This window comes from Acidovorax sp. GW823-FHT01C06 (assembly GCF_058798375.1).
Genome location: NZ_JBXAKN010000001.1, coordinates 252,060 through 275,902, shown reverse-complemented (window position 1 = coordinate 275,902; position 23,843 = coordinate 252,060). Strand labels below are relative to the sequence as shown.

Below are 23,843 nucleotides of genomic sequence, written 5' to 3'. Positions count from 1 at the left end.
ATTTTAGGTTTGCGACTCGCGCCGGGACACGCGCAACAGCACATACAGCAGCGTGGCATAGGGCCACAGCCAGCCCAGCCACTGGCCCAGGCCGTAAAAACGGATGAACCGGCCCTGCTCCCAGATCTGCAGCGTCTGCGCGAAGTAGGCGCTGGTGGGCGCCTGGTTGAGCAGCGCCAGGTGCCAGACCAGCGCGACCAGCAGCACGGCCGCGCAGGCACGCCGGGGCAGCGCCAGCAGCAGCAGCGCCAGCGCCAGCGCACCCCACACGCCCACGCGCGTGGGCAGGCCCATCCACTCCCAGGCATGCACGGGCCCCCAGCTCAGGGCGGCCGACAACGCGGTGAGCGTGACGCCCACGGCCACGACCCCCAGGGCAAACAGCGCGCGCCGGCCCACGGAGCGGATCACGCAGTAGCCCAGCAGGCAGGGGGTCAGCAGGCCCAGCGTCACGCACAGGAGCTCGCCGCTGGGCGAGAGCGGGTCGAACGCGGCGTCGCGCAGCGGAAGCCATTCCAGGAACGGGGTATCGGCCAGCAGCTCGATGAGCGCGGCCTCCAGCCGCTCGAGCACCTGGCCCAGCCCGAACGGCACGGCCGCCGGGAACAGCAGCGCCAGGGGCCACAGCGCCAGCAGCACGATGGCGCCGCTGGCATCGGCGACGAACCAGCGCCCCCTGAAGTCGCTCCAGCGGTCGATGGCGCCCGCGCGCTCCAGCAGCGCGGCACTCAGCGCCCCCACCAGCGCCCCCGCCGCGTTGAGCAGCAGGTCCAGGTTGGAGGGCACGCGCCGGGGCAGGTAGATCTGCAGAAACTCCATGGCCAGCGACAGCAGCACGCCCACCAGCGTGGACAGCAGCACCGCGCCGCGCCGCCAGCCCGAGCGCAGCATGGCCAGCACCAGCAGAAAACCCAGCGGCGCATAGCCCACGACATTGGTGGCGATGTCGAAGCCCGTCCAGTACGGCGGCGGCAACGGCGCCAGCAGGAACACCAGGGGATCGATGCCCTGCGCGCGCCACCCGTCGAACGGGAACAGGCTGGCGAAGACGATCAGCGCCGTGTAGATCAGCGCCAGAGGCCAGGCGGAGGTCTTGTGCATGCCGTCTCAGCCATCCATGGCGCCATGTATCACCCATGCCCCGCAAGCACGGGCGCGGTACAGGGCAGGGGCGCCGCGCGGGGCCCGGCCACCGCAGCGGGCCGGTAGAGGGGACCAGGGAGAAGGCGCGCGGCGCCGCAGGGAGCTGCCCACTTCAGAACGGCTTGACCACCACCAGCACCACGGCGGCCAGCAGCAGGACCACCGGCACTTCATTGAACCAGCGGAACCACGCATGGCTCCTGCGGCTGGTGCCGTTGGCCAGCTTGCGCAGCAGCACACCGCAGGCGTGGTGGTAGCCGATCACCAGCAGCACCACCGCCAGCTTGGCGTGCATCCAGCCGTTGCCCGGGCCGCGCCCGATGCCATAGCCCATCCACAGCCACGCGCCCAGCGCCAGCGCGGGCACGGCCAGCAGCGTGGTGAAGCGCAGCAGCTTCCTGGCCATGAGCAGCAGGCGGTCACGCTCCGCGGCCGAGCCCGGCGCCACCATCGCCAGATTGACGAAGATGCGCGGCAGGTAGAAAAGGCCGGCAAACCAGCTGGCCACGAAGACGATGTGAAAGGCTTTGACCCAGAGCATGGGGGCAGTTTAAGGGCCCGCACCATGCCGCCGGGGCCACGCCAAAAAAAAGCCCGGCAAATCCGCCGGGCCGGGAAAGCCTGTTTTGCATCGCTGCAATCCAAGGCCCCGCTCAGGGAGGGAAAGCGGGGGGCAGCAAGCCGCCCGGCGCCAATTTAGCACCGGGCAAGAGGTGTTACAAGCGGCATTTCCAGGGCGCGGCGCTGCGGCGCCAGCGTTTGGCAACGGGCGCTCCGCCATGCCAGTGCACCCGTGGATCCGGCTTTGCCGGTCCACCGGGTGCGTCCCCCTCTGGGGGAAGCCGCGCAGCGGCTCAGGGGGATAATCTTCACATGCATCTCCAAAGCCCCGCCCCCTTCCCCCAGAACCGCCCGCGCCGCCTGCGCCGCGATGCCTTCACCCGCAATCTGGTGCGTGAGAACTCCGTCACGCCGCACGACCTGATCTACCCCGTGTTCGTGCACGAGGGCCAGGGCCGCAGCGAGGCCGTGACCTCCATGCCCGGCGTGGACCGCCTGAGCCTGGACCTGCTGCTGCCCGTGGCCGAGGACTGCGTGCAGCTGGGCATTCCGGTGCTGGCGCTGTTCCCGGCCATCGACCCGGCGCTCAAGACACCCGACGGCAAGGAGGCGCTCAACCCCGACGGCCTGATCCCGCGCGTGGTGCGCGCCCTGAAGAAGGAATTTCCGGCCCTGGGCGTGATGACCGACGTGGCGCTGGACCCGTACACCAGCCACGGCCAGGACGGCGTGCTCGACGACACCGGCTACATCATCAACGACGACACGGTGGAGATCCTCACCGGCCAGGCGCTCACGCACGCCGAGGCGGGCGTGGACATCGTCGCGCCCAGCGACATGATGGACGGGCGCATCGGCGCCATCCGCGAGGCGCTGGAGGTGCAGGGCCACATCCACACCCGCATCATGGCCTACAGCGCCAAGTACGCCAGCGCCTTCTACGGCCCCTTCCGCGACGCGGTGGGCACGCGCGGCGCCTTGGGCAAGGCCGACAAGAACGTCTACCAGATGGACCCCGGCAACAGCGACGAGGCCCTGCGCGAGGTGGCCATCGACATCGCCGAGGGCGCCGACATGGTGATGGTCAAGCCCGGCATGCCCTACCTGGACATCGTGCGCCGCGTGAAGGACGAGTTCAAGGTGCCCACGTTCGCCTACCAGGTGAGCGGCGAGTACGCCATGATCAAGGCCGCCGCCGCCAATAGCTGGCTGGACCACGACGCGGTGATGATGGAATCGCTGCTGGCCTTCAAGCGCGCGGGCGCCGACGGCGTGCTGACCTACTTTGCGCGCGATGCCGCGCGCTTGCTCCGAAAATAAGAGCTGCCAGCGCTTGATGGACAGGCGCCAGAAGCACTTTTTATTGCCACCCGGGGTCGCATGCGCATTTTTCACATCCACAGCGGCAGCGTGCAGGAGCTGGCCGAGCTGCCCACGCAGATGCCTGCCCAGGGCTTTGTCTGGATCGCCTGCGCGCGCCCGGCCTTCCAGGCGCGGCTGGCCGAGATCCAGGCGAGCCTGCAGGCCCTGGTGGGGCTGCAGCTGGTGGACCTGCATGTCTCCGACCTGCTGAACGCGCAGCTTCCCTCGCACTACGACTACACCTCCCAGTACGACCTGCTGGTGTTCCGCCGGCTGGCCACCGCGCAGGGCGGCGGCCCGGAGGCCGAAGCGGGGCAGCCCGGCGACGCCGCCTCCCCGCTCAGGCGGGCCGGCCCGCCGGTGCTGCGCCGCATCGACACCAGCCCCGTGGGCTTCGCGGTGTTCGACCAGCTGCTGCTGACGGTGCACCCCACGGACTGCGCCGTGCGCGATGCGTATGCCGCGCGCCTGCTGGCCGCCACGCCCGCCCCCGCGAGCGAGGGCCGCAGCAGCCCCGTGCCCGGGGCGCGCCGGCCCACCAGCCCGGCCGACCTGATGCTGCGCGTGGTCAACCTCATGGTGGACGGCTACCTGGACCTGCGCCGCGAACTCACGCGCCAGCTGGACCACTGGCAGACCGAACTGCTCAAGCCCCGCGCCCGCTACGTGAACTGGAGCTCGCTGCTCGAGGCGCGGCTGGCGCTGCACAAGCTCGATGAAATCTGCGAGGACCAGCGCACCGCCGTGCAGGACTGGATCGACGCCCTCGAAACCTGGGCCCTGCCCGACACCCCCGCCGGCCTGCGCGAGCTGGACCTGCTCAAGGTGCGCAGCCGCGACGTGCTGGAGCACATCGAGCGCGTGGTGCACCACGTGCGGCGGCTGGAGCAGAGCACGGAGACCGCCGTGCAGATGCACTTTTCCGTGCAGAGCAACCGCACCAACGACATCATGCGCACCCTCACGGCGCTCACCGCCGTGTTCCTGCCGCTGAACCTCATCGCCGGCATCTTCGGCATGAATTTTGAGTTCATTCCGCTGATCCACAAGGCCAACGGCTTCTGGTGGGCGATGGGCTCGATGGCGTTCATCGCCGTGGCGCTGGTGCTGGTGTTCTGGCGCAAGCGCTATCTGGCGCGCACGAGCAGGTAAGGGAGCGCGCCTGCCCGCCGCCGTCAGACGAAGGGTTCGGCCAGCGCCTCGTTGAACAGCACACGCTGCACGGCGGGGCGCTCCAGCATGCGCCGCAGGTACGGCCCCAGGTGGGGACGGCTGCGGGCCGGCGCGGTGCGCTGGAAGTTGCGGGTCCAGCGGCACAGCGTGAACACGTAGGCGTCGAGCGCGCTGTAGCCCGCGCCCAGGAACCACGGGCCGCCGTGGCGGGCCAGCTCGGCATCGAGCTGCGCCAGCAGGCCGTCGATGCGCAGCTCCGCGTGGCGCTGCAGCTCCAGCATGCCGGCCTCATGGCCCTCGTCCACCCAGCGGTGGGGATAGAAGTACACGATGAGCGTCGCCTGCAGCGTGTTGGTGAGCCACATCAGCCACTTGTAGAACTGCGCGCGCTGCGCCGTGCCCAGCGCGGGCGCCAGGGCCGCGGCGGGGTGGGTGTCGCACAGGTGCAGGGTGATGGCGGCCGTCTCGTAGAGCACCAGGTCCCCGTCGGTGAGCACGGGCACCAGCCCGTTGGGGTTGAGCCGCAGATAGGCGGGCGCCTGGTGGGCGCGCTGGCCGATGTCCACGGGCACGCGCGCGTAGGGCGTGCCCAGCTCTTCAAGCAGGATGTGCGGCACCATGGCGGCGCTGCTGGGGGCGTGGTGAAGCTCGAGCATGGTGTTGTGCGGGGGGACCGGTGGCCTGAAAAAGAGGAGGATGCGCGGACCGCGCGGGGATCGATCAGGGCCGCGCCACGCCGAACAGGCCGGCGCCGTTGTCCCACGCGACCTTGCGCGCCACATCGGCGGGCAGGCCGCCCAGCCAGGTGCGGTAGCCCTGCATGAGGCTTTCATAGTGCTGCCAGCGCTGGTTCACCCAGGTGTCGGAGCCCACGACAAAACGCGTGGGGTACTTGAGCAGCAGCGCGCGCCACGCGGGGCACAGCTGGTCGTCGTCGCACACCAGGCCCGGCCGGTACGAGAGTTCGCCCACGAGGCCGGGGTAGCGCGCGAGCAGCGCGTCCACCCGCTCGGCCGGCGCGCCGCCGATGCCCGTGTGCGCCCAGATCAGGCGCAGCTTGCGCCCTTGCGTGGGGGTGTGCGCCATGAGCTTGTCGATGGCCACGTCGTCCACATGGGCCAGCACCACCAGGTCGCGCTCCTCGGCCAGCGCCATGAGCTTCCTGGCCACCGGGCCGTCGGCATTGGCGCTGTCGTACAGGTGGAACTCGCCGATGCCCCGGTACGGCCCGGCCGCCGTGCCGCGCGCCAGCTCGGCCTGCACCATGGCGTAGATGCTCTCGTCGGCGAACCAGCCTGTGTAGTCGGCGCGGCTGCGGTACAGCCGCACGAAGGGCACCACGGCGACGCCGGCCTCGCGCGTCTCGCGCAGGCCGGCCAGCGTGAGCGAGCCGGTGTTGGGCCGGGAGTTGGCCACGATGGCCCGCACGCCGCTTTTCTGCATGCGGCCCAGCACGTCGGCCGGCGGGTGCGGGCCGTTCTTGCCGTCCCACGCCTCTTCGTTGTAGTGCAGGTGGGCGTCGAACAGCGGCCCGGGATAGTCGGCCGCATGAGGCTGGATCCCGAACGCTATCAAACCGATAGCTATCAGCGCCTTACCAGCAAGCGCCAGATGCCAAAAAGGCTTCACACTCTGAAGCGGGGCGGCCATGGTGCCGCCCCTCAGGCGAGATGTTTGTCGAAGAACGCCAGCGTGCGGTCGCGCGCGGCCATGGCCGAAGGCTCGTCGTAGCTGCCGCGCTGGTCGCAGTTGAAGCCGTGGTCGGCGTCGTAGATGTGGACCTCGACCTCGGGATGGGCGCGGGCAAATGCCTGCACGGTGTCGAGCGGGATGTAGTGGTCGCGCTGGCCGAAGTGCGCCAGCACCGGCACCTGCGGGTGGCGCGCTGCTTCGTCGGCTGAGGTCATGCCGCCGCCGTAATAAGGCACGGCCGCCGACAGCCCGCTCAGCGTGCAGGCCGCGCGCCAGGTCAACAGGCCGCCCCAGCAAAAGCCCACGATGCCGACCTTGCGGCCGCTTTGCTGCGCGGCGTAGTCGATGGCGGCCTGGATGTCGGGCATCACGCCTGGCGCGGGCAAGGCCTCGACCGCGGCCTTCAGACCCATGCCGGCCTTCATGTCGTCGCCGGTGTAGCCCATGTCCACATCCTGCTGCACGCGGTGAAACGTCGACGGTGCGACGGCCAGGTAGCCGCGCGCGGCAAACCGGTCGGCCACCGCGCGGATGTGCGAGTTCACGCCAAAAATTTCCTGCAGCACCACAATCGCACCGCGCGGCGCCGCATCGGGCTGCGCCACCCAGGCGGGCACGGCGAGACCATCGCTTGATGTCAGATTGACGAATTGACCCATGGCATTGACTCCTTGCTGCGTTGATGGACTGATGTGTGACTCGGGGGCATGCGGCCAGCGCGGGTGCCGGGGCTCCCCCACGCGCCGGTCCCGGCGCCCGCTGAACGCGCCATTCTGGCCGCTGAGCGGACCTCTGTTCAAATGCGGGCCATTTTCAGAGGAGTCCTTGCAGTGACCCACACCCACAAAGTAGCACTGATCACCGGAGGGTCGCGCGGCATCGGCGCGGCCACCGCCCGGCTGGCGGCGCGCCAGGGCTGGGCCGTGGCCGTCAACTACGCCCGCGACGCGCACGCCGCCGAGGCCGTGGTCGCCGCCATCGCCGCCCAGGGCGGCCGCGCCCTGGCGGTGCAGGCCGACGTGGCCGACGAGGCGCAGGTGATGGCCATGTTCCGCACGGTGGACGCGCAGCTGGGCCGCCTCTCGGCCCTGGTGAACAACGCCGGCGTGGTGGACGTGCCCGCGCGGGTGGAGGCGATGGGCGTGGCGCGCCTCAAGCGCATGTTCGACATCAACGTGATCGGCAGCTTCGTCTGCGCGCGCGAGGCCGTGCTGCGCATGGGCACGCGCCACGGCGGGGCCGGCGGCAGCATCGTCAACGTGTCCAGCGCCGCCGCGCGGCTGGGGGCGGCGGGCCAGTACGTGGACTACGCTGCCGCCAAGGGCGCGATCGACACCATGACCCTGGGGCTGGCGCGCGAGGTGGCCGCCGACGGCATCCGCGTGAACGCCGTGCGCCCCGGCCTGATCGAGACCGACATCCACGCCAGCGGCGGCCTGCCCGACCGCGTGCGCGACCTCTCGCACCAGGTGCCCATGCTGCGCGGCGGCACGGCCGAGGAGGTGGCCGAGGCCATCGTGTGGCTGATGTCGCCCGCCGCCAGCTACACCACCGCCACGCTGATGGACGTCTCGGGCGGGCGCTAGAGCGCTGCGGTGCAGCATGCGCGGGCGCCAAACCGCGCCAAAAACACCGCATACTCGCGCACAGCAGCCCGGCGGCGGCGCCTGTGCGCTGCCTTGCCGGGCCCAGCCCGATCCACCGCCCTGCCCCCTGCCTCCCGGAGCGCCCTGATGGACCTCAAACCCCTGATCACCCTGCTGGCCATCGTCAACCCGCTGGCCATCGTTCCCTTTTTCATCCACTACACGCAGGGTTTCTCGTACCCCCAGCGGCGGCGCACCATCCAGGTGGCGAGCTTCAGCGTGTTCTGCGTGATCGCCGCCTGCGCCCTGCTGGGCCTGCAGATCCTGGACTTCTTCAACATCTCGCTGCAGAGCTTCCAGGTGGGCGGGGGCATGCTGCTGCTCATCAGCGCGATGAACATGCTCAACGCCCAGCCCGCCGAGGCCAAGCCCAGCACCAACGAATACGAGGAAGGCGCCGAGAAGGCCGCCGCGGGCAGCAGCATCGCCGTGGTGCCCCTGACCATCCCGCTGCTCACCGGGCCGGCCAGCATGTCCACCGTGGTGATCTACGCCGACCGCGCGCAGACCTTCTGGCAGCATGCCGCCCTGGTGGGCTACGGCGTGGTGATCGCCCTGGCCACGGCCGTGTGCTTCGCGCTGGCCGACCCGATCGCGCGCGTGCTGGGCAAGACCGGCATCAACGTGATGACCCGGCTGATGGGCCTGATCCTGGCCGCGCTGGCCGTGGAAGTGATGGCCGACGGGCTGGGCAAGCTCTTTCCCATCCTCATCTCCCGCTGAGATGGAGCACCCCCTGAATCGCCTTCGGCGGCCTTCCCGGCCGCGACCGTGCCAGTTTCGTATGCCGCGGGTGTCTCGCAGCACGAGGGGCGACTAGGCATGTCTGCAAGGCTTCTGCTGCTGGAGGACGACCCCGCCATCGCCCGCACCGTGGCGTACGCGCTGGAACGCGACGGGCTGTCCGTGACGCACAGCCTGCTGGTGCACGACGCGCGCCAGCAGATGCTCTCGCACCGCTTTGACCTCCTGGTGCTGGACGTGGGCCTGCCCGACGGCAGCGGGCTCGACCTGCTGCGCGATGTGCGCGGCGCCCCGCAGACCGCGGCCGTTCCCGTGCTCATGCTCAGCGCCCATGGCGAGGAGATCGACCGCGTGCTGGGCCTGGAGCTGGGCGCCGACGACTACCTGGCCAAGCCCTTCAGCCCGCGCGAGCTGGCGGCCCGCGTGAAGGCCCTGCTGCGGCGCGCGGGCACCCGCCTCGCCGCGGCGCCCACCGCCACGGCCAGCCTGTTCCATGACGACGAGGCCGGGCAGCGCATCAGCCTGCACGGCCAGCCCCTGCCGCTGACGCGGCGCGAATACCGCCTCCTGTCGTGCCTGCTGCGCGGCGCGGGCCGCATCCACTCGCGCGACGCGCTGCTGGCCGCCGCCTGGGGCGACGACAGCGACAGCACCGACCGCACGGTGGACACGCACATCAAGACCCTGCGCGCCAAGCTGCGCGAAGTGGACCCGGCGCGCGAGTACATCAGCACGCACCGCGGCATGGGCTACTGCCTTGACGTCTGAAACCAAATGGGCCACTGGCGCTTGCCCATCAAGCGCTGACAGATATTGTTCTTGAAGCAGACCCCACAGATCCATGCGCCTCGGCATCCGCCTGCTCTTTGCGTTTTTCCTCATCAACGGCATCGCCGCGTTCTTCGTGCTGCGCGTGTTCATGGCCGAGATCAAGCCCAGCGTGCGCGAGGTGATGGAGGACATGATGGTGGACACGGCCAACATCCTGGCCGAGCTGGCCAGCGAGGACCTGGCGGCCGGCCGGCTGTCCGACGGCACGGGCCAGCACAGCCCGTTCGCGCAGCACGTGCGCCGCTATGCGAGCCGGCCCATCGACGCCGCGATCTGGGGTTTCTCCAAGCAGTCGCTGGACTACCGCATCTACGTGACCGACACCACGGGGCGCGTGCTGTTCGACTCCGAAAACCGCGCCATTGGCGCTGACTATTCGCGGTGGCGCGACGTGGCCCGCACGCTGCGCGGCGAGTACGGCGCGCGCTCCACGCGCGACGTGGAGGGCGACGACACCAGCGGCGTGATGCACGTGGCGGCCCCCATCTACGTGAACAATGAGATCGCCGGCGTGCTGACCGTGGCCAAGCCCACGCGCACCGTGCAGCGCTTCATCGACCGCGCCGAGCGCAAGGTGTTCATGGGCGGGCTGCTGCTGCTGGCGCTCTCGGCCGCCGTGGGCGTGGCCGTGACGCTGTGGATGGTGTGGAACGTGCGCCGCCTGCGCGACTACGCCCTGAGCGTGCAGGGGCCGGCCGACGGCGAACACCGCGACCCCGACACCCCGCCCATGGCGGCCCTGGCCGTGCCCCAGGTGCCCGGCGAGCTGGGCGACCTGGCCCGCGCCATGGACCGCATGCGCGCCCGGCTGGAAGGGCGCGACTACATCGAGGGCTACGTGCGCGCCCTCACGCACGAGCTCAAGAGCCCCGTGGCCGCCATCCGGGGCGCGGGCGAACTCCTGCAGGACGACCTGCCCGCCGCGGACCGCGCCGAATTCGCCACCCAGGTGGTGCAGCAAAGCGAGCGCCTGCAGCGCATCATCGACCGGCTGCTGGAACTGTCCAAGCTGGAGCAACGCCAGCACGCCGAAGGCCGCGCGCCCGTGGCGCTGCACGACTGCGCCGAGGCCGCCATCGCCCAGACCCGCGCCCGCGCGGGGCAGCGCGGCATCACGCTGGCGCTGCAAGGGCACGGCACCAGCGGCCCGTGGGAGGCCGAACTGGTGACGCTGGCGCTCACCAACCTGCTGGACAACGCCATCGACTTTGCCCCGCAGGGCAGCACCGTGCAGGTGGAGCTGGAAGGCAGCTGCGTGGCCGTGCAGGACAGCGGCCCGGGCGTGCCCGACTACGCGCTGCCGCGCCTGGGCGAGCGCTTCTTCACCACGGCGCGCCCGGGGGGCGAGCGCAGCGGCTCGGGCCTGGGCCTGGCCATCGTGCGGCGCGTCATGGCGCTGCACGGGGGGCAGCTGGTGGTGCGCAACACCGCACCGGGGCTGCGCGCCACGCTGGACTTTGCCGCGGCCTAGCTCCGCTGGCGCAGGTGCACGGCCACCCCCGCCACCAGCAGGGCCAGCGCCACCGCATCCACCCGCACGACCACGGCCAGCGGGGCGCCCAGGCCGCTGCCCCGCTGCAGCCACGCCAGGAGCAGAAAGGACACCACGCTCACCAGCCCCGCCACCAGGGCCAGCCGATGGAGTCCGGGGCGCATGGCGGCATACCCCATGAAGGCGGCCAGCAGCCCGAACAGGACGGCCCGGTGCCGCAGCAGCAGCTCCAGCCCCGCATCCGGCACCGGGGTGCCGTACAGCTGCGCCAGCCTGCCCGCCCCCAGCACCCCCACCACGGGCAGGGCGTGGACCACCGCCACCACCCCCAGAATCACCGCGACCACATGGCGCATGCCAGCCCCTTTGTTGTGAAGCGGTGGTTGTAGGCGCAAGGGGCGCGGCCGTCGATGACCTGGCAGGTCATGGCGGCGCGGCACCAGACTTCACACTGGCCTCACAAACTTCATAGCGCCCTCACACCGGCCCACAACACTGCCTCCACAACATTCACTTGTGGAGGACCTCTTGTTCAAGCACCCCCTGTTCACCAAACTGGCCGCGCTCGCGGCCGTCACCCTGCTGCTGCTCCTTGGCCTGGGCATGATCGACAACGTGGTGCGCGACCGCCAGCGCTACCGCAGCCTCACCGCGCAGAGCGTGGCCGACAGCCTGGCCGGGCCGCAGACGCTGATGGGCCCCATGATCCACAGCGCCTGCGTGGAGACCTGGGACGTGGAAACCGGCAAGGGCGACGAGCGCCGCATGGTGGAGCAGCGCCGCGAGTTCCTGCTCACGGCCATGCCCGAGCAGCTCAAGCTGAGCACGGGCGCGGCGATGGAGGAGCGCGCGCGCGGCCTGCACAAGGTGAACACCTACAACCTCAAGGCCCACGTCACGGCGCAGTGGGGGTCGCTGGCCAGCCTCGAGCCGCAAAGCACCATGAAGAACTCGCGCATGCACTGCGGCGCGCCCATCGCGATGATGGCCGTGGGCGACGCGCGCGGCATCCGCACGGCGCAGCTCACGCTGGCGGACCAGGCCCTGGCCCTCAAGCCCGGCACCTTCCACCCCACCTACAGCCGGGGCCTGCACGCCGTGCTGCCCGAATCGGTGCGCGGCAAGGCCGATGGCCTGACCGCCACGCTGGACCTGGAACTGGTGGGCACCGAGCGCCTGGCCATCGTGCCCCTGGGGGGCAGCACCGAGGTGGTGATGACCAGCAGCTGGCCGCACCCCTCGTTCGCGGGGCGCTTCCTGCCGTCGGAGCGGGAGGTCAAGAAGACCGGCTTCTCGGCGCAATGGCGGCTGTCGTCGCTGGCCACCACGGCGCAGGCCGATGTCGCCCACGGCAAGCGCATCTGCCTGGGGGGCGCGGACGACGGTGCCCGCGGCGACGACGCGCCCTCCGGCGCCACGCCGGGCGACTGCGCGGACAGCTTCAGCGTGGCCTTCGTCGACCCGGTGAACCCCTACTCCCTCTCCGACCGCGCCACCAAGTACGGCGTGCTGTTCATCGCACTCACCTTCGTGGCCGTGGGCCTGTTCGAGCTGATGAAAAAGCTGCGCGTGCACCCCGTGCAGTACCTGCTGGTGGGCAGCGCGCTGTGCAGCTTCTTCCTGCTGCTCGTGAGCCTGTCGGAGCACCTGCCGTTCGGCGCCTCCTACGCCGTGGCGGCGACCGCCTGCGTGCTGCTGCTGGCCTACTACGCCAGCCACATGCTGGGCAGCCTGGCGCGCGGCATTCCCCTGGGGGCCGGCATCGCGCTGCTGTATGGCCTGCTGTACCTGCTGCTGCAGCTGGAGCAGACGGCGCTGGTCGTCGGTGCCATCGCGCTCTTCCTGGTGCTGGCGGCCGTGATGGTGCTCACGCGCAAGGTGAACTGGTACGGGCTGTCGCAAGGCGGCGCGCCAAGCCGCCCCACCCCGCCCGCCGCCCGCCCCACCGCCCCCCGCGCGGAGGCCGCATGAGAACGCACACCGCGCCGACAGCCTGGGCGCAGCACTTGGCAGACCCGGCGGCATGCACCGGCGCACCCGTGCCCACGCTGACCCCGGCGGAAGCCGAGCGCGTGCAGCGCCACCGCGACCAGCTGACGGCGGCCCTGCGGGCGCAGGACCGGGCGGCGCTGCTCAGCGCCAAGCAGCACGTGCTGGAAGCGGCCTACCACCCGTGCGGCGCCCCCGATGCGGCCTGCGACCCCACCGACTCCCCCGCCTTGCGCAGGGCGCTGCGCGACCTGTCATGGCGCATGGCGGGCCTGCTGCTGCCGCGCAGCCCGCGGCACTGAGTGCCCGGCGCCGGGTTCTTGATGAAAATAGCCGCCAACGCTTGATTGGCAAGCGCTGGCAGCTATCAAAACAAAAGCGCATTACCCATCCCGGCCATTGCGGCTGGCCGGGCCTGGCGCACCGGCAGGCGGGAGAAAGGTCAGGCCACCGCTTCCCGCGGTGCGCAGGCGGCGGCGGGCGATGGAGCCCCGGCATCCTCCGAGCAGGTCGCACCGCCGCATCCGTGGATCAGCTCGCCCGGCAGCGCCCCGGGGGCGTGCACCACGCCCGAGACGGGGTCGAATCCCACGCGGCGCAAGTGCAGGGCCAGCGCGGCATCCATGCTCTGCGCATGCTGCGGAAACCACAGGGCCAGTTCGCTGGCCATCACGCGCAGCACCGCGAGGTCGCCCTGCTGCGCACGCGCGGTGCCTTCACGCATCACCTGCAGCACCACCCGGTGCTGCATGCTGTGGCAGTTGCCCGATGCGAAGCGCGTGGAGGCCATCCAGGCGTCCTCCTGCGCGAAATGGTGGTCGGTGTGCTCCACCAGCGCCTGCCAGGCAGCCAGCAGGCGCGCGTCGTCCGCGCCATCGACGGCGGCCAGCAGGTCGACGAACTCACGGTGGGTGTCGTCCATCAGGGCCAGGTCCAGGGCCAGGGCGTCGGACCATTCGAGTTGAGCCATGCAAATCCCCTTGTGCACCAGGTCAAAGACAGGGGAGCGAGGTTAGTTTTTCGCGGCGGCCCGCATATTGATGCAGGTCAGGGTTCCGCCCCAGGGCCGCGGCCATCCCCATGAAAAAAGCCCCGCACGGGGCGGGGCTCCTGGGTGGGCGCGGGCCGGGGCCCTGCGCGCTCAGCTCTTGCCGTACATGCGCTTCATGTCATCCACGCACTTGGACTTCAGGTCGCCGGACATCGCGTCGCAGCGCTCCTTGGCGGCCTTGTAGGCGGCATCGTTCTTTTCGGCGTTGGCATCCTTGCGGGCCTCGGCCACCGCCGCGTTCTTCTCGGCGGCGTTGTCCGCGGGCTTGGCCTGGGTCTCGGCCACCTTGGCATCTTCCTTGGCCTTCACGCGGGCTGCCTTCGCATCCTTCTCGCACACGTCCTTGTCATTGCCCTTGAGGTCGTCGCACTTTTCCTTGGCGACGCCGTAGGCCGCATCCGCCCGCGCGTCGGCGACCTTGCGGGTGGCCTTGGGGCTGGGCTTGTGCTGCGCGTCGAGCTCGGCCTTGGCCACGTCCTCGGCGCCCTTGGCCTCCTTCACACAGATGTCCTTGGCGTTGCCTTGCAGGCCATCGCACTTTTGCTTGCTGGCCTTGTAGTCGGCGGAAATGCGTTCCTTGCCAGCCTTGTATTCGGCGTCCGTCAGCGCGAAGGCGGAAGTGGCCAGCAGGCCGGCTGCGACAGAAGCCATCAGGGTGCGGGTGAATTTCATGGGTTTCTCCTCGATCGGTAATGGATAGAAATAGGAAGGGAGGGGCCGGGAAACGAAGGGGCCGTGGCCTCAGTCGTTGAAGCGGAAATCGGGGTGGCGGGCCTGCCAGTCGCTGAGCTGCTTCTCGGCCACGTCGCGGGCGATGCCCTGGCGTTCCTGCAGCTTGCCCAGGAACTGTTCGCGCTTGCCGTCGATGACGTCGAAATCGTCATTCGTGAGCTTGCCCCACTGCTCGATCATTTTTCCCTTGAACTGCTTCCAGTTGCCCTTGACGGTGTCTTCATTCATGGCGTGCATCCTCGAAAAGATTTCGCGTCAGCCATCCACCCGGAATGCGTGGAACAGGTGCGTGATGCGATGGGATTGACTCTAGAAATGATTCGCGGCGGGGACCGTAGGCCATGCCACGCAGCACGCGTCAGCACAGGACTACGGCGGCTGAAGGACAGGGCGCGGCGGCGAGGGCGGCTCCCCTCGCCAGCGGCCAACAAAGTGTTGCAATTTGCCATCACTGCTCCACTGTTACGCGCGGCCCCTTCCCAGCAAGCTGTTTCGTTTGGTAACGCTTGTGTTTCCACGCCGCAACGGCATGTGGTGAAGTCCTGAAATGCGCTGGTTTTGAACGCGCACCTTCACCCCCCACGATCCATGCACACCACCTCCGAGGCGCCTCCCGCAACGCAGACTGCGGGCGAGGCACAAGACAGCCCGCGCCACCCCGCGCCGGCCGCCGTTTCTTCCCAAGACACGAAGAACCCCCTTCCCCTGCTGGCCGGGCTGGCCGCATCCGCGGCGCTGGCGGCCTGCGGCGGTGGCGGAGGTGGCGGGGAAGAGGGCACGACAGCCAGCCCGGGCGCCGGTTCCGCGCTGCCCGGCGCAACCCACACGGCGCCGCTGACGGACGCGGAGGCCGCGCGCTTCCTGCTGCAGGCCCAGTTCTCCGCCTCCACCGCGGACATCGCCGCCCTGCGCTCCACCACCTACGCCAGCTGGCTGGAGAGCCAGTTCGGCGCCCCCCCGTCGCTGAGCGGCTGGGACTGGCTGAACCAGCGCGGCTACGCCGACGTCAACAAGGACACGGCCTACTACGACAACACCTACCCGGGCGACTACATGATCTGGCACCAGCTCCTGCAGTCCAGCGACGGGGTGCGCAAGCGGGTGGCGCTCGCGCTGTCGGAGATCTGCGTGGTGTCGCTCTCGGGCCTGGACCTGAGCTGGCGCAGCCATGCCCTCGCGTGGTACTGGGACCAGCTGGTGGCCAACGCGTTTGGCAACTACCGCAACCTGCTGCAGGACGTGACGCTCAACGCGGCCATGGGCTACTACCTCAATACGCGCGGCAACCAGAAGGAAAACGCCGCCACCGGCCGCCAGCCCGACGAGAACTACGCGCGCGAGGTGATGCAGCTCATGTCGATCGGCCTGGTGCTGCTCAACCCCGATGGCACGCCCCAGCGCGACAGCGCGGGCAAGCCCATCGACAGCTACACGCAAAGCGACGTGACCAACCTGGCGCGCGTGTTCACCGGCTACGACTACGACCAGTCGCAGAACACGCCGACCACCGTGCCGGGAACCACGCGCGTCGTGCCCGGCACCACCTTCGCGCGCCTGCCGATGGCGCTCACCGAGTCGCGCCATTCCACGCTGGCGGCCTCCTTCCTGGGCACCACCATCCCGGCCAACACGCCGGGCGCGGCGGCCCTCAAGACGGCGCTGGACACCCTGTTCAACCACCCCAACGTGGGCCCGTTCATCGGCAAGCAGCTCATCCAGCGGCTGGTCACCAGCAACCCCTCGCCCGCCTATGTGGCGCGCGTGACCGCCGCCTTCAACAACAACGGTGCCGGCGTGCGCGGCGACATGCGCGCGGTGGTCCGCGCCATCCTGCTCGACGACGAGGCGCGCGCGCCCGCCGGCCTCGCCCAGCCCGGGTTTGGCAAGCTGCGCGAGCCCATGCTGCGGTTTGTCCAGTGGGGCCGCACCTTCGGGCTGGAGTCGGCCCAGGGCAGCTGGAAGATCGGCAACTTCAGCGACCCGGGCTCGCGGCTGGGGCAAAGCCCGCTGCGCTCGCCCTCGGTGTTCAACTTCTTTCGGCCTGGCTACATCCCGCCGTCCACCGCGCTGGCGGCCAATGGCGCGGTGGCGCCCGAGTTCCAGCTGGTCAACGAAAGCAGCGTGGGCGGCTACCTCAACTTCATGCAGGGCGTGATCCGCAACGGCATCTTCGTGAACGCGCCGGAGCTGCCCCACAACGCCAGCACCGCCAACAACGGCTTCGACCTGAAGGCCAGCTACGCGCAGGAACTGGCGCTGGTCGCCGACGCGGACGCGCTCGTCGCGCGCATCAACCTGCTCATGTGCGCGGGCCAGCTCTCGGCCGGCACCGTCAAGCTCATCACCGATGCGCTCAAGGCCACCAACGTCACCGCGGCCAGCGCGGACAACGTCCGGCGCGACCGCGTGGCGGCCGCCGTCTTCCTGGTCATGGCCTCGGCCGAGTACCTCATCCAGAAATAAGCAACAAGCCCGGACCGCACCCGAGAAGCCACGCCATGCACCTGCTTCAACCCGAACTCCACACCCGCCGCGCGTTCCTGCGCCGCTCCACCCAGCTGGGCCTGGCGGGCACGGCCCTGCCCTTCGCGATGAACCTCGCCGCGATGGGCGAGGCAGCCGCCTTCGCGGCCAACGACTACAAGGCCCTGGTCTGCGTGTTCCTCTATGGCGGCAACGACTACGCCAACACCGTGGTCACCTACGACGACGCCAGCCACGGCCGCTACAGCGCCATCCGCGGCAGCATCGCGCTGCCCAAGGCCTCGCTCACGCCCACGCTGCTCAACCCCTCCACGCCGCTGCCCGACGGGCGCCAATACGCGCTGCACCCCGCCATGACCGGGCTGGCGGGCTTGTTCAACAGCGGCAAGGCCGCCGTGCAGCTGAACGTCGGCCCGCTGGTCGTGCCCCTGACCCGCGCGCAGTACAACAGCCCCGACCGCAAGGCCTACCCCGTCCCGCCCAAGCTGTTCTCGCACAACGACCAGCAGTCGGTGTGGCAGTCGTCCTCGCCCGAGGGCTCCACCGTGGGCTGGGGCGGCAACATCGGCGACCTGGCGCTCTCGTCCAACGGCAACTCGCTGTTCACCTGCATCGCCGTCACCGGCAACGCGGTGTTCCTCTCGGGCGACTCGGCCCTGCAATACCAGGTCAGCACGAACGGCGCCGTGGCCATCAACGGCGTGAAGAACAATGTCTACGGGTCCAGCGCGGTGCGCGGCGCGCTGTCGGCGCTCATCCAGCAGCCCAGCGCGCACACGCTGGAGAACGAGTACACCCGCGTGACCACCCGCGCGGTCACGTCCGAAAGCCAGATCACCGGCGCGCTGGCCGGCACCACGCTGGGCACGCCGTTCCCCGCCAACAATTCGCTGGCCGACCAGCTCAAGATGGTGGCCCGCCTCATCGGCTCGCGCAACGCGCTGGGCAGCAAGCGCCAGGTGTTCATGGTGTCGCTGGGCGGGTTCGACCTGCACGACAACCTGATCTCGCAGCAGCCCTTGCTGATGCAGCGCGTGAGCGACGCCCTGACGGCCTTCCACAGCGCCACGGTGGAACTGGGCGTGGCCGACAAGGTGACCGCGTTCACCGCGTCGGACTTCGGCCGCACGCTGAGCTCCAACGGCGACGGCTCGGACCACGGCTGGGGCAGCCACCACCTGGTGGTGGGCGGCGCCGTCAAGGGCAAGGCGTTCTACGGCAGCGCACCGCCCGTGAGCATCACCAACACCGCGGCCCCCGAGGACCAGTGGCACGTGGGCCAGGGCCGCCTGCTGCCCACCACCTCGGTGGACCAGTACGCGGCCACCCTGGCCAGGTGGTTTGGCGTGGCCGACAGCGAAATGGCCGGCGTGCTACCCAACATCACGCACTTCGGCGCCGCCGCCGGCCGGCCCGACTATCCGGTGGACATGGGGTTCATGGGCCCTCCCTGAAGCGGCGCGGGCGGTGCCCCAATAATGGGGGCATGACCCCAGCCTCCACACCTTCGTCCCGCCCCCGCGTCGTCATCATCGGCTGCGGCTTCGGCGGCCTGGAAGCCGCCCGGGCGCTGCGCGGCGCGGCCGTGGACATCACCCTGGTCGACAAGACCAACCACCACCTCTTCCAGCCGCTGCTGTACCAGGTGGCCACCGCCGGTCTGTCGGCCCCCGCCATCGCGGCCCCCATCCGCCACCTGTTCCGCCAGCAGCCCAACGCCACCACCTTGCTCGGGGAGGTCACGCGCATCGACGTGGCGGCGCGAACCGTGTATCTGAAGGACGGCCCCCATCCCTCCGCCCCCCTGCCGTACGACCACCTCGTCGTCGCGGCCGGCGCCACGCACAGCTACTTCGGCCAGGATGCATGGGCCACGCACGCGCCCGGGCTCAAGACGCTGGACGATGCCTTCGAGATCCGCCGCCGCATCCTGCTGGCCTTCGAGGCCGCCGAGAAGGAGCCCGACCCCGTCCGCCGCGCCGACTGGCTCAACTTCGTGGTCGTGGGCGCCGGGCCCACCGGCGTGGAGATGGCGGGCACCCTGGCCGAGATCGCGCGCCACACACTGCCCGGCGAATTCCGCCACATCGACCCGGCCAGCGCCAGGATCATCCTGCTCGAAGGCGGCACGCGGGTGCTGCAGGCCATGCCGGAAGCACTGAGCCAGCGCGCCAGGGAGCAGCTGGAAAAACTGGGCGTGGAAGTGCGCCTGCAAGCCCGCGTCACCACCATCGACGATGACGGCCTGAGGGTCGAATCGCCCCCTGACGCTGATTCATCAAGCGCAGGCAGCTATCAAATCAAGAGCAAATGCATCATCTGGGCGGCCGGGGTGGCGGCCTCCCCGCTGGGCCGCCATCTGGCCGAGGCCACCGGCTGCACGATCGACCGCGCGGGCCGCGTGGTCGTGGCGCCCGACCTCACGCTGCCCGGCCACCCGGAGATCAGCGTGATCGGCGACCTGGCCGCCGCCCAGAGCCACGCGCCCGGCCAGCCTCCCCGGCCGGTGCCCGGCGTCTCGCCCGGCGCCAAGCAGATGGGCCGCGCGGCGGCCGCCAACATCCTGCGCCGCCTGCGCGGCCAGGCCACGCAAGCGTTTCGCTACCGCGACTACGGCAACCTCGCCACCATCGGCCGCAACTCCGCCGTGGTGGACCTCACCTCGCCCGCGGGGCCGGTGCGGTTCTCGGGCTACTTTGCCTGGCTGTTCTGGCTGTTTGCGCACGTGTATTTCCTGATCGGCTTCCGCAACCGGCTGGTGGTGCTGCTCGACTGGGCCTGGGCGTACTGGAGCTTTGCACGGTATGCGCGTGTGGTGACGGGGATCGAGCCGGGCACGGCCCCGCCGCCCCCGCGGTCCTGACGCGGGCCAGGCACCACACCGCGCGGCGAACGCCGCTGCGGCGGGCGGATGGCCCGGGGGGCCCGGGAGCGCGCGCGCCGCGAGAGGGCGCACGGGCGGGGACCGGTGGTGCCCCCGGCAGCTCAGTTCGTGCGCCGCGTCACCTGTTCCAGCCAGTCCGCCAGCTCCTGGGCGACCTGTGTGGAGGCCTCCGCCAGGGCCTTCACGCCGCCGGCCGCGTCGGCGCTGGGCGCCGGGGTGCGCACGATGAACACACGCTGGCCGCGCAGCGACTCGCCCGCCAGCGTCAGGTCCACCACCGTGGCACGCAGGCGCACCACGCCAGCGCTTTCGGTGGGGCTGGCGAAGAGGTGGCTGAATTCCTCCAGCTCCACGCGCAGCACCGGGGGCAGCCGGCCGCCCTGGCTGGCGTCGCGCGCCTGGGCCGCACCGTCGTCGGCCTTGAGGATGGCGCGCCGCTGGCCCAGCTGCTCGCGCAGCCGCTGCTGCAGCAGCTGGGCGGGGGGCTGGCTCCAGCGGGCCTGGCTGTAGGGGCGCAGCTGCTGGGCATCGGCATAGCCCAGGCGGTAGAGCACGGCATTGCTGCCCTCGGGCAGGCCGGGCGCCTCCACGTCGGCCAGGGCCAGGGGCTGCAGCGGTGCCCGGCGGTCGGCCGGCGCCGGGGCCACCGGGCCGGGGCCAAAGTCGTACAGCACGGGGCGCGAGGGCGGGCTGGGCAGGGCCGAGCAGCCGGCCAGGCCGATCACCACCACCAGAACCATGCCGCCCAGCAGGCCGCCAGCGCTTTTCGGGAAGGCGCCGGCAGCTATGTTTTTAATAGTACTTTTCATGAACACTCCTCACGGTGCCGCAAAGCCGGGCTCGCCGGGGCCGGGCGGTATGCGGCCGGACCCATAGATGAACAGCTGCGGGTTGTCGGTGACGCCGCCCGCCGTGCGGCCGAGCTGGCGGGCCGCGCGCGACGTGTCGTCGGCGGCGCGGTTCAGGCGCGGCAGCGTGGAGGCGCCGAACTGGTCGGCCGCGCGGGCGAGGGACTGCGTGCCGATGGTGATCTGGTCGATGGGGCCGCCCTCCGCGCCCAGGCGCTGGGTGGTCTTGCTGACGTCGGCGGCCAGGGACGTCACGCTGGCGCCGGCCTGCTGCAGCGACTGCAGCGTCTTGCGCGCGTCGCTGGCCAGCGGCGGCAGCGCGGCCAGGGCCGGGTCCAGCCGCTGCGCGACGGTGGCATCGAGCCGCTGGCTCAGGGTGTTGACGCTGCCCGCGGCCTGGCCGATGTTGGCGAGGGCTTCGGTGAGCTTTTGCTGGTTGGTGTCGCCCAGCAGCTGGTTGATGCGGCGCGTGGCCTCCTCCACCTGCGCCAGGATGGCCGGCGCCTGCTCGGCGAGCTTGCCAAACGGCGAGGGCTTGAGCGGCAGGCGGGGCAGCCCGCTGGGGCCGGGCGGCAGTTCGGGATAGGGCTTGTCGGCGTCGTCCAGCTGCACATGGGCCAGGCCCGTGACGCCCTGGTAGCCCAGCACGGCGAAGGTGGTGGGGCTGATGGGCGCCTGTTCGTTGACGGCGATGCGGATCAGCACGTTGCCGGTGACCTGGGGGTCGAACCCGATGCGCGTGACCTTGCCCACGGCCACGCCCTTGTAGCGGACGGTGGCCTGGGGCTGCAGGCCGCTCACGCCGTCCTTGGTGGACAGCTCGTACTGCTCGTAGTTGGCGTTGTCGCGCGTGAGCCAGATGGCCAGGCCCGCCAGCATGGCGGCCACCACCAGCACGAAGATGCCTGCGGCGAGGGCGTGTGATTTGTTTTCCATCAGGGATGTTCCTTGTCTGGCGGGGAGGCGGCCGGCCGCGCCGCCGCCGGTACCGGGGCCATGGCGCGCTGGCCGCGTTCGCCCATGAAGAAGTGCTCGATGAAGGGGTGCCTGAAATGCGCGACCTCGTGCGGCGGGCCGGTGACGATGACCTTCTTGTCGGCCAGCACGGCCACGCGGGTGCTGAGCGCGAACAGCGTGTCCAGATCGTGCGTGACCATGACCACCGTGAGCCCGAGCGCGGCGCGCAGCTCGCGCAGCAGCGCGCAGAAATCGTCGGAGCTGCTCGGATCCAGCCCGGCGGTGGGTTCGTCGAGCAGCAGCAGCGGCGGGTCCATGATGAGCGCGCGCGCCAGCGCCACGCGCTTGACCATGCCGCCCGACAGGTCGGCCGGCATGCGGCTGGCGTGCTCGGGCTTGAGGCCCACCATCTGCAGCTTGACCAGCGCGGCATCGCGCACCAGGTCGTCGGGCAGGGTGCCCTGCTCGCGCAGCGCGAAGGCCACGTTGTCGAGCACGTTGAAGGCCGAGAACAGCGCGCCGTGCTGGAACAGCATGCCCACGCGGCTGGCCGCGCCCTCGCGCCCCATCTCGGACGCCGGCCGCCCCAGCACCGTGACCGTGCCGCGCGCCGGCCTGGCCAGCCCCAGGATCTGGCGCAGCAGTACCGTCTTGCCCGTGCCCGAGCCCCCCACCAGCGACAGCATCTCGCCGCGCTGCACGGTGAAGTTCAGGTCCTGGTGCACGGTGAAGGCTTCGTCGCCCTTGCCGAACACCGTCCACAGGCCCTGCACGTCCACGATGGGCGGCTCGCCCGGCGCGACTGCGATGTGCTCGGGCTTGGCGATGCGTTCAGTCATGGCCACGCTCCGGTAGAAACTGGCGCGGCGCAATACCCGTGCCTCCGTGGAACTGGCTTTGCCAGGCCACGGGTGGCGTCCCCCCTTGGGGGGAAGACGCGAAGCGGCTCAGGGGGGGCTTCACATGCGGGTGCTGGCGGCGTCCCCCTTCCCGAGCTGCGCAGCAGTTCGGGAGAAGGGGGAAGCGGCGAAGCCGCTCAGGGGGAAGCCACCTCATCTTCATATTCCGATGTTCTTGAAGGCCACCGCGAACAAGGCGTCCACGATGATGACCATGGTGATCGACGTGACCACCGAGGCCGTGGTGCCCTCGCCCAGGCTCTGGGTGTTGGGTTTCACGCGCAGCCCCCAGTGGCAGCCGATGAGCGCGATGAAGGCGCCGAACACCACCGACTTGGCCATGGCGAGCCCCAGGTTGCCCACCTTCACCGCCGCGGGCAGCGCCTGCACGAAATACGCGGGCGAGATGTCCATGGAGATGTCGGCCGCCAGCATGCCCCCGGCCAGCGCGGCCAGCGTGGTCCACACGCTGATGAGCGGCATGGCCAGCGCCAGCGCCAGCGTGCGCGGCATCACCAGCCGAAAGCCGTGCGGGATGCCCATGACGCGCATGGCATCGAGTTCCTCGGTCACGCGCATCACGCCGATCTGCGCGGTGATGGCCGAGCCCGAGCGCCCCGCCACCAGGATGGCCGCCAGCATGGGGCCCAGCTCGCGGATGAGCGAGATGCCCAGGATGTTGACGATGAACGACTCGGCCCCGAACTGGCGCAGCTGCAGGCTCATCAGGTAGGCCAGCACCACGCCGATCAGAAATCCCACCAGCGCCGTGATGGGCAGCGCCGTGGCGCCCATGCGGTACAGGTGGCCCGACACGTCGCGCCACGGCCCCCGGCGCGGCGCGCGCGCCAGGCGGCCCAGGTCGAGCAGCAACTGCCCCACCATTTCGAGCATGTGCCGCGCATGGCTGAGGCCGTGCAGCACCAGCACGCCCAGGTGGTCCGCCTGCTCGGCCAGGCGCCAGGGCTCCCGGGCCGGCGGGGTGGCCGTGGTGAACTCCGCCACGCGCTCCAGCATGTCGCGCTGGCCGTCGGTACAGGCCAGCTGCGCCGGCCAGGCCCGCTGCCAGTGGTTCCACACCAGCTGCGCGCCCACGTGGTCCAGCCACTGCAGCTGCGTCAGGTCCCAGCCCAGCCCGGGCGCGGGGGGGCTGGCGCGCAGCTGCTCGCAGACCGCCTCCCACTGCGACCGTGTGCCCAGTTCGGCCGCGCCCCAGCGCCCATGCAGTTGCGCACTCGCCCCCTGGGGCGTGTCGGCGCGAACAATGCGAGGTGCGTGGTCGGTCATGGACTGGGCGGCGCGGCCGCCAAGAGGGAAAGAGAGGGTGCATGGTAGCGGAGCCACGCACAGGCGGC

At 70.5% G+C, this 23,843-nt stretch carries 24 protein-coding genes; 11 read left to right on the top strand and 13 right to left on the bottom strand.

All coding sequences use genetic code 11. From position 1 onward, the window contains the following. Positions 1–3: 3 nt before the first annotated feature. Together AC1RCS_RS01265 and AC1RCS_RS01260 are read right to left on the bottom strand one after the other, a co-directional pair. Positions 4–1,101, bottom strand: a complete 1,098-nt coding sequence (locus tag AC1RCS_RS01265; protein WP_218296703.1) for a VanZ family protein — start codon at positions 1,099–1,101, stop codon at positions 4–6. A 154-nt stretch (positions 1,102–1,255) separates the two neighbouring features. Further along, the gene (locus AC1RCS_RS01260) at positions 1,256–1,684 is read right to left on the bottom strand and encodes a CopD family protein (protein WP_218296702.1); all 429 of its coding nucleotides are present in this window, start codon (positions 1,682–1,684) and stop codon (positions 1,256–1,258) included. Between the two features lie 332 nt (positions 1,685–2,016). On the opposite strand from AC1RCS_RS01260, the gene hemB reads away from it, so the two are divergent. Both hemB and AC1RCS_RS01250 read left to right on the top strand, forming a co-directional pair. After that, complete coding sequence (hemB, locus tag AC1RCS_RS01255) at positions 2,017–3,024, top strand: porphobilinogen synthase (protein WP_492244709.1); 1,008 nt, start codon at positions 2,017–2,019, stop codon at positions 3,022–3,024. Positions 3,025–3,084: 60 nt separating this feature from the next. Beyond that, positions 3,085–4,218 carry a magnesium transporter CorA family protein gene (locus AC1RCS_RS01250; protein ID WP_369641145.1) on the top strand — a complete coding sequence of 378 codons (1,134 nt, stop codon included), beginning with the start codon at positions 3,085–3,087 and terminating at the stop codon, positions 4,216–4,218. A gap of 23 nt (positions 4,219–4,241) precedes the next feature. Here the strand turns inward: AC1RCS_RS01250 and AC1RCS_RS01245 are convergent, their stop codons facing one another. The 3 genes from AC1RCS_RS01245 to AC1RCS_RS01235 form a co-directional block, all read right to left on the bottom strand. Beyond that, on the bottom strand, positions 4,242–4,895 hold the full coding sequence (locus tag AC1RCS_RS01245; RefSeq protein ID WP_218296699.1) for a glutathione S-transferase family protein: 654 nt from the start codon (positions 4,893–4,895) through the stop codon (positions 4,242–4,244). Between the two features lie 64 nt (positions 4,896–4,959). Further along, a complete protein-coding gene (locus tag AC1RCS_RS01240; protein ID WP_492244710.1) occupies positions 4,960–5,889 on the bottom strand; it encodes an amidohydrolase family protein in 930 nt (309 codons plus the stop codon). An 11-nt stretch (positions 5,890–5,900) separates the two neighbouring features. Then, positions 5,901–6,590 carry a dienelactone hydrolase family protein gene (locus AC1RCS_RS01235; protein WP_218296698.1) on the bottom strand — a complete coding sequence of 230 codons (690 nt, stop codon included), beginning with the start codon at positions 6,588–6,590 and terminating at the stop codon, positions 5,901–5,903. A 171-nt stretch (positions 6,591–6,761) separates the two neighbouring features. Here AC1RCS_RS01235 and AC1RCS_RS01230 point away from each other — a divergent pair, with 171 nt between their 5' ends. From AC1RCS_RS01230 to creC, 4 genes are all read left to right on the top strand, one after another. Next, the gene (locus AC1RCS_RS01230; protein WP_370627736.1) at positions 6,762–7,517 is read left to right on the top strand and encodes an SDR family oxidoreductase; all 756 of its coding nucleotides are present in this window, start codon (positions 6,762–6,764) and stop codon (positions 7,515–7,517) included. Between the two features lie 147 nt (positions 7,518–7,664). Next, positions 7,665–8,300, top strand: coding sequence for a MarC family protein (locus AC1RCS_RS01225; protein WP_218296696.1), 636 nt, complete (start codon positions 7,665–7,667; stop codon positions 8,298–8,300). 99 nt (positions 8,301–8,399) lie between these two features. Further along, the gene (creB, locus tag AC1RCS_RS01220) at positions 8,400–9,089 is read left to right on the top strand and encodes a two-component system response regulator CreB (protein ID WP_492244711.1); all 690 of its coding nucleotides are present in this window, start codon (positions 8,400–8,402) and stop codon (positions 9,087–9,089) included. Between the two features lie 73 nt (positions 9,090–9,162). After that, positions 9,163–10,623, top strand: coding sequence for a two-component system sensor histidine kinase CreC (creC, locus tag AC1RCS_RS01215; protein WP_218339106.1), 1,461 nt, complete (start codon positions 9,163–9,165; stop codon positions 10,621–10,623). Here the strand turns inward: creC and AC1RCS_RS01210 are convergent. Further along, a complete protein-coding gene (locus tag AC1RCS_RS01210) occupies positions 10,620–11,000 on the bottom strand; it encodes a phosphopantetheine adenylyltransferase (protein WP_218296693.1) in 381 nt (126 codons plus the stop codon). The two genes, creC and AC1RCS_RS01210, sit on opposite strands and share 4 nt — an antisense overlap. Before the next feature lie 172 nt (positions 11,001–11,172). Here AC1RCS_RS01210 and creD point away from each other — a divergent pair, with 172 nt between their 5' ends. Then, positions 11,173–12,615: a cell envelope integrity protein CreD gene (gene creD / locus AC1RCS_RS01205; protein ID WP_218296692.1), complete on the top strand. Its 1,443-nt coding sequence runs from the start codon at positions 11,173–11,175 to the stop codon at positions 12,613–12,615. Then, a complete protein-coding gene (locus AC1RCS_RS01200) occupies positions 12,612–12,935 on the top strand; it encodes a hypothetical protein (RefSeq protein WP_492244712.1) in 324 nt (107 codons plus the stop codon). The genes creD and AC1RCS_RS01200 overlap by 4 nt, the downstream gene beginning before the upstream one ends. Positions 12,936–13,075: 140 nt before the next feature. Here AC1RCS_RS01200 and AC1RCS_RS01195 read toward each other — a convergent pair whose 3' ends face one another. From AC1RCS_RS01195 to AC1RCS_RS01185, 3 genes are all read right to left on the bottom strand, one after another. Beyond that, complete coding sequence (locus AC1RCS_RS01195) at positions 13,076–13,603, bottom strand: hemerythrin domain-containing protein (protein WP_492244713.1); 528 nt, start codon at positions 13,601–13,603, stop codon at positions 13,076–13,078. Between the two features lie 171 nt (positions 13,604–13,774). Beyond that, positions 13,775–14,356 (bottom strand): hypothetical protein, encoded by a 582-nt coding sequence (locus AC1RCS_RS01190; RefSeq protein WP_218296690.1) that lies wholly within the window; start codon positions 14,354–14,356, stop codon positions 13,775–13,777. 69 nt (positions 14,357–14,425) lie between these two features. Continuing rightward, positions 14,426–14,644: a CsbD family protein gene (locus AC1RCS_RS01185; RefSeq protein WP_142149166.1), complete on the bottom strand. Its 219-nt coding sequence runs from the start codon at positions 14,642–14,644 to the stop codon at positions 14,426–14,428. A 360-nt stretch (positions 14,645–15,004) separates the two neighbouring features. Here AC1RCS_RS01185 and AC1RCS_RS01180 point away from each other — a divergent pair, with 360 nt between their 5' ends. Genes AC1RCS_RS01180 through AC1RCS_RS01170 form a run of 3 tightly spaced genes read left to right on the top strand, consistent with a single transcriptional unit; the run spans position 15,005 to position 19,763 of the window. Continuing rightward, complete coding sequence (locus AC1RCS_RS01180) at positions 15,005–16,879, top strand: DUF1800 domain-containing protein (RefSeq protein ID WP_492244714.1); 1,875 nt, start codon at positions 15,005–15,007, stop codon at positions 16,877–16,879. Between the two features lie 35 nt (positions 16,880–16,914). Then, positions 16,915–18,354, top strand: coding sequence for a DUF1501 domain-containing protein (locus tag AC1RCS_RS01175; RefSeq protein ID WP_369641141.1), 1,440 nt, complete (start codon positions 16,915–16,917; stop codon positions 18,352–18,354). 32 nt (positions 18,355–18,386) lie between these two features. Beyond that, the gene (locus AC1RCS_RS01170; RefSeq protein ID WP_492244715.1) at positions 18,387–19,763 is read left to right on the top strand and encodes an NAD(P)/FAD-dependent oxidoreductase; all 1,377 of its coding nucleotides are present in this window, start codon (positions 18,387–18,389) and stop codon (positions 19,761–19,763) included. 122 nt (positions 19,764–19,885) lie between these two features. On the opposite strand, the gene AC1RCS_RS01165 is transcribed toward AC1RCS_RS01170, so the two are convergent. The 4 genes from AC1RCS_RS01165 to AC1RCS_RS01150 all read right to left on the bottom strand — a co-directional run bounded on the left by AC1RCS_RS01165 (position 19,886) and on the right by AC1RCS_RS01150 (position 23,775). Next, positions 19,886–20,593 carry an ABC-type transport auxiliary lipoprotein family protein gene (locus AC1RCS_RS01165; RefSeq protein WP_492244716.1) on the bottom strand — a complete coding sequence of 236 codons (708 nt, stop codon included), beginning with the start codon at positions 20,591–20,593 and terminating at the stop codon, positions 19,886–19,888. Between the two features lie 9 nt (positions 20,594–20,602). Further along, positions 20,603–21,568, bottom strand: a complete 966-nt coding sequence (locus tag AC1RCS_RS01160; protein ID WP_492244717.1) for an MlaD family protein — start codon at positions 21,566–21,568, stop codon at positions 20,603–20,605. Then, complete coding sequence (locus AC1RCS_RS01155; protein WP_218339112.1) at positions 21,568–22,428, bottom strand: ABC transporter ATP-binding protein; 861 nt, start codon at positions 22,426–22,428, stop codon at positions 21,568–21,570. Before AC1RCS_RS01155 ends, AC1RCS_RS01160 begins: the two co-directional genes overlap by 1 nt. A gap of 219 nt (positions 22,429–22,647) precedes the next feature. Next, positions 22,648–23,775 carry an MlaE family ABC transporter permease gene (locus tag AC1RCS_RS01150; protein ID WP_218339113.1) on the bottom strand — a complete coding sequence of 376 codons (1,128 nt, stop codon included), beginning with the start codon at positions 23,773–23,775 and terminating at the stop codon, positions 22,648–22,650. Positions 23,776–23,843: the final 68 nt, after the last annotated feature.